Genomic DNA, 1,993 nt, shown 5'->3' on the forward strand with positions numbered 1-1,993 from the left:
CCCGCCGGGGGCGGCGCCGCCGGGGGCGGGGGCCGCACCGGAAGCACCGGCCCTCCCCGGGACGTCGGCTCCGCCGGAGGCTTCCGTCCCGCCGGGGGCGTCGGACCGTTCCGGAGCGGGGAGGTGCTGTTCGAGGACGACGTGGGCGTTGGTGCCGCTGACGCCGAAGGCGGAGACGGCGGCCCGGCGGGGCCGGCCGGGCTCCGGCTCGGGCCAGGCGGTGTTCTCCGTGACCAGCGAGACGGCCCCCGAGGACCAGTCGACGTGCGGGGTCGGGTCGTCCGCGTGCAGGGTCTTCGGCAGGATGCCGTGGCGCAGCGCCTGCACCGCCTTGATGACGCCCGCGACACCGGCCGCGGCCTGGGTGTGCCCCAGGTTGGACTTGACGGAGCCCAGCCACAGGGGCCGGCCGTCGGGCCGCTCCTGGCCGTAGGCCGCGAGCAGGGCCTGCGCCTCGATGGGGTCGCCGAGGGTGGTGCCCGTGCCGTGGGCCTCGACGAGGTCCACGTCGGACGGGGAGAGCAGGCCGTTGGCCAGGGCCTGGTGGATGACGCGCTGCTGGGCGGGGCCGTTGGGGGCGGTGAGCCCGTTGCTGGCGCCGTCCTGGTTGACGGCGGAGCCGCGGACCACGGCCAGGACGGGGTGGCCGAGCCGGACCGCGTCGGAGAGGCGTTCCACGAGCAGCATGCCGACGCCCTCGGACCAGCCGGTGCCGTCGGCCGCCGCGGAGAAGGCCCGGCAGCGGCCGTCGGGCGAGAGGCCGCGCTGGCGGCTGAACTCGACGAAGGTGGTGGGTCCGGCCATCACGGTGACGCCGCCCGCGAGCGCGAGGTCGCATTCGCCCTGCCGCAGGGCCTGGACGGCGAGGTGCAGGGCCACGAGGGAGGAGGAACAGGCGGTGTCGATGGTGACGGCCGGGCCCTCCAGGCCCAGGGTGTAGGCGATGCGGCCGGAGACCACGCTGCCGGTGTTGCCGGTGCTGACGTACCCCTCGATGCCCTCGGGCATGGCGGGGAGCCGGGAGACGTAGTCGTGGTACATGACTCCGGCGAACACCCCGGTGCGGCTGCCGCGCAGGGACTGCGGGTCCAGTTCGGCGCGTTCGACGGCCTCCCAGGAGGCTTCGAGGACGAGCCGCTGCTGGGGGTCCATGGCCAGGGCCTCGCGCGGCCCGATCCCGAAGAAGCCGGGGTCGAACTCGGCTGCCCCGCGCAGGAATCCGCCTTCGCGGGTGTAGGTGGTGCCGGGGTTCTCGGGGTCCGGGTCGTAGAGCGCGTCGAGGTCCCAGCCCCGGTCGGTGGGGAAGCCGGAGATCGCGTCACGGCCCGAGGCGACCAGGTCCCACAGGTCCTCGGGGGACTCGACGCCGCCGGGGAAGCGGCAGCTCATGCCCACGATCGCGATGGGTTCGCGGTTCCTGCCCTCGGCCTCGCGCAGTCGCCGGCGCGCGTGCCGCAGATCGACGGTGGCACGCTTGAGGTAGTCGCGGAGCTTGTTCACATCGGTCGTCATCTGGATTTCTGTTCCTCAACGCGAAGGGATGGGCGTGCTGGTCGATCAGTGGGTGTCGAGCTCGCCGTCGAGCAGGTCGAAGAGTTCTTCGTCGGAGGCCTGTGCCACCTCGGCCTCGGCGCCCTCCCCGGTGTGGTGTCCGGGGACCGGTCCGGTGCCGGTGCCGGGTCCGGCGGACGCCTCGCGCCATTTCGCGAGGAGGACCTCCAGCCGCAGGGCGGCGGTGGCGCGGGTGGCCCGGTCCTGCGGGGCGCGGGCGAACGCGGTTTCCAGCCGGTCGATCTCGGCGAGCAGCGAGGGCGCCGGCGCGTCGCCGCCCGGTCCGCCGGCGGGCAGCGCGCCGGCCAGGTGGCCGGCGAGGGCTGCCGGGGTGGGGTGGTCGAACAGCAGGCTCGCCGGGAGGCGGAGCCCGGTGGCCGCGCCCAGCTGGTTGCGCAGTTCGACGGCGGTCAGCGAGTCGAAGCCGAGGTCCCGGAAGGCC

Annotated in this window: 2 protein-coding genes; both read right to left on the reverse strand. The window is 75.0% G+C overall.

Translation table 11 applies throughout. From position 1 onward, the window contains the following. Positions 1-1,512, reverse strand: a 1,512-nt coding sequence (locus VR44_RS38580) for a type I polyketide synthase (RefSeq protein ID WP_045952350.1), incomplete at its 3' end; no start/stop codon positions are given. A gap of 45 nt (positions 1,513-1,557) precedes the next feature. Further along, on the reverse strand, positions 1,558-1,993 hold a 436-nt coding region (locus VR44_RS45730; protein ID WP_045952351.1), incomplete at its 5' end, for an acyl carrier protein.

Origin of the sequence: Streptomyces katrae, from assembly GCF_000966975.1 — a bacterium.
GTDB lineage: Bacteria > Actinomycetota > Actinomycetes > Streptomycetales > Streptomycetaceae > Streptomyces > Streptomyces katrae.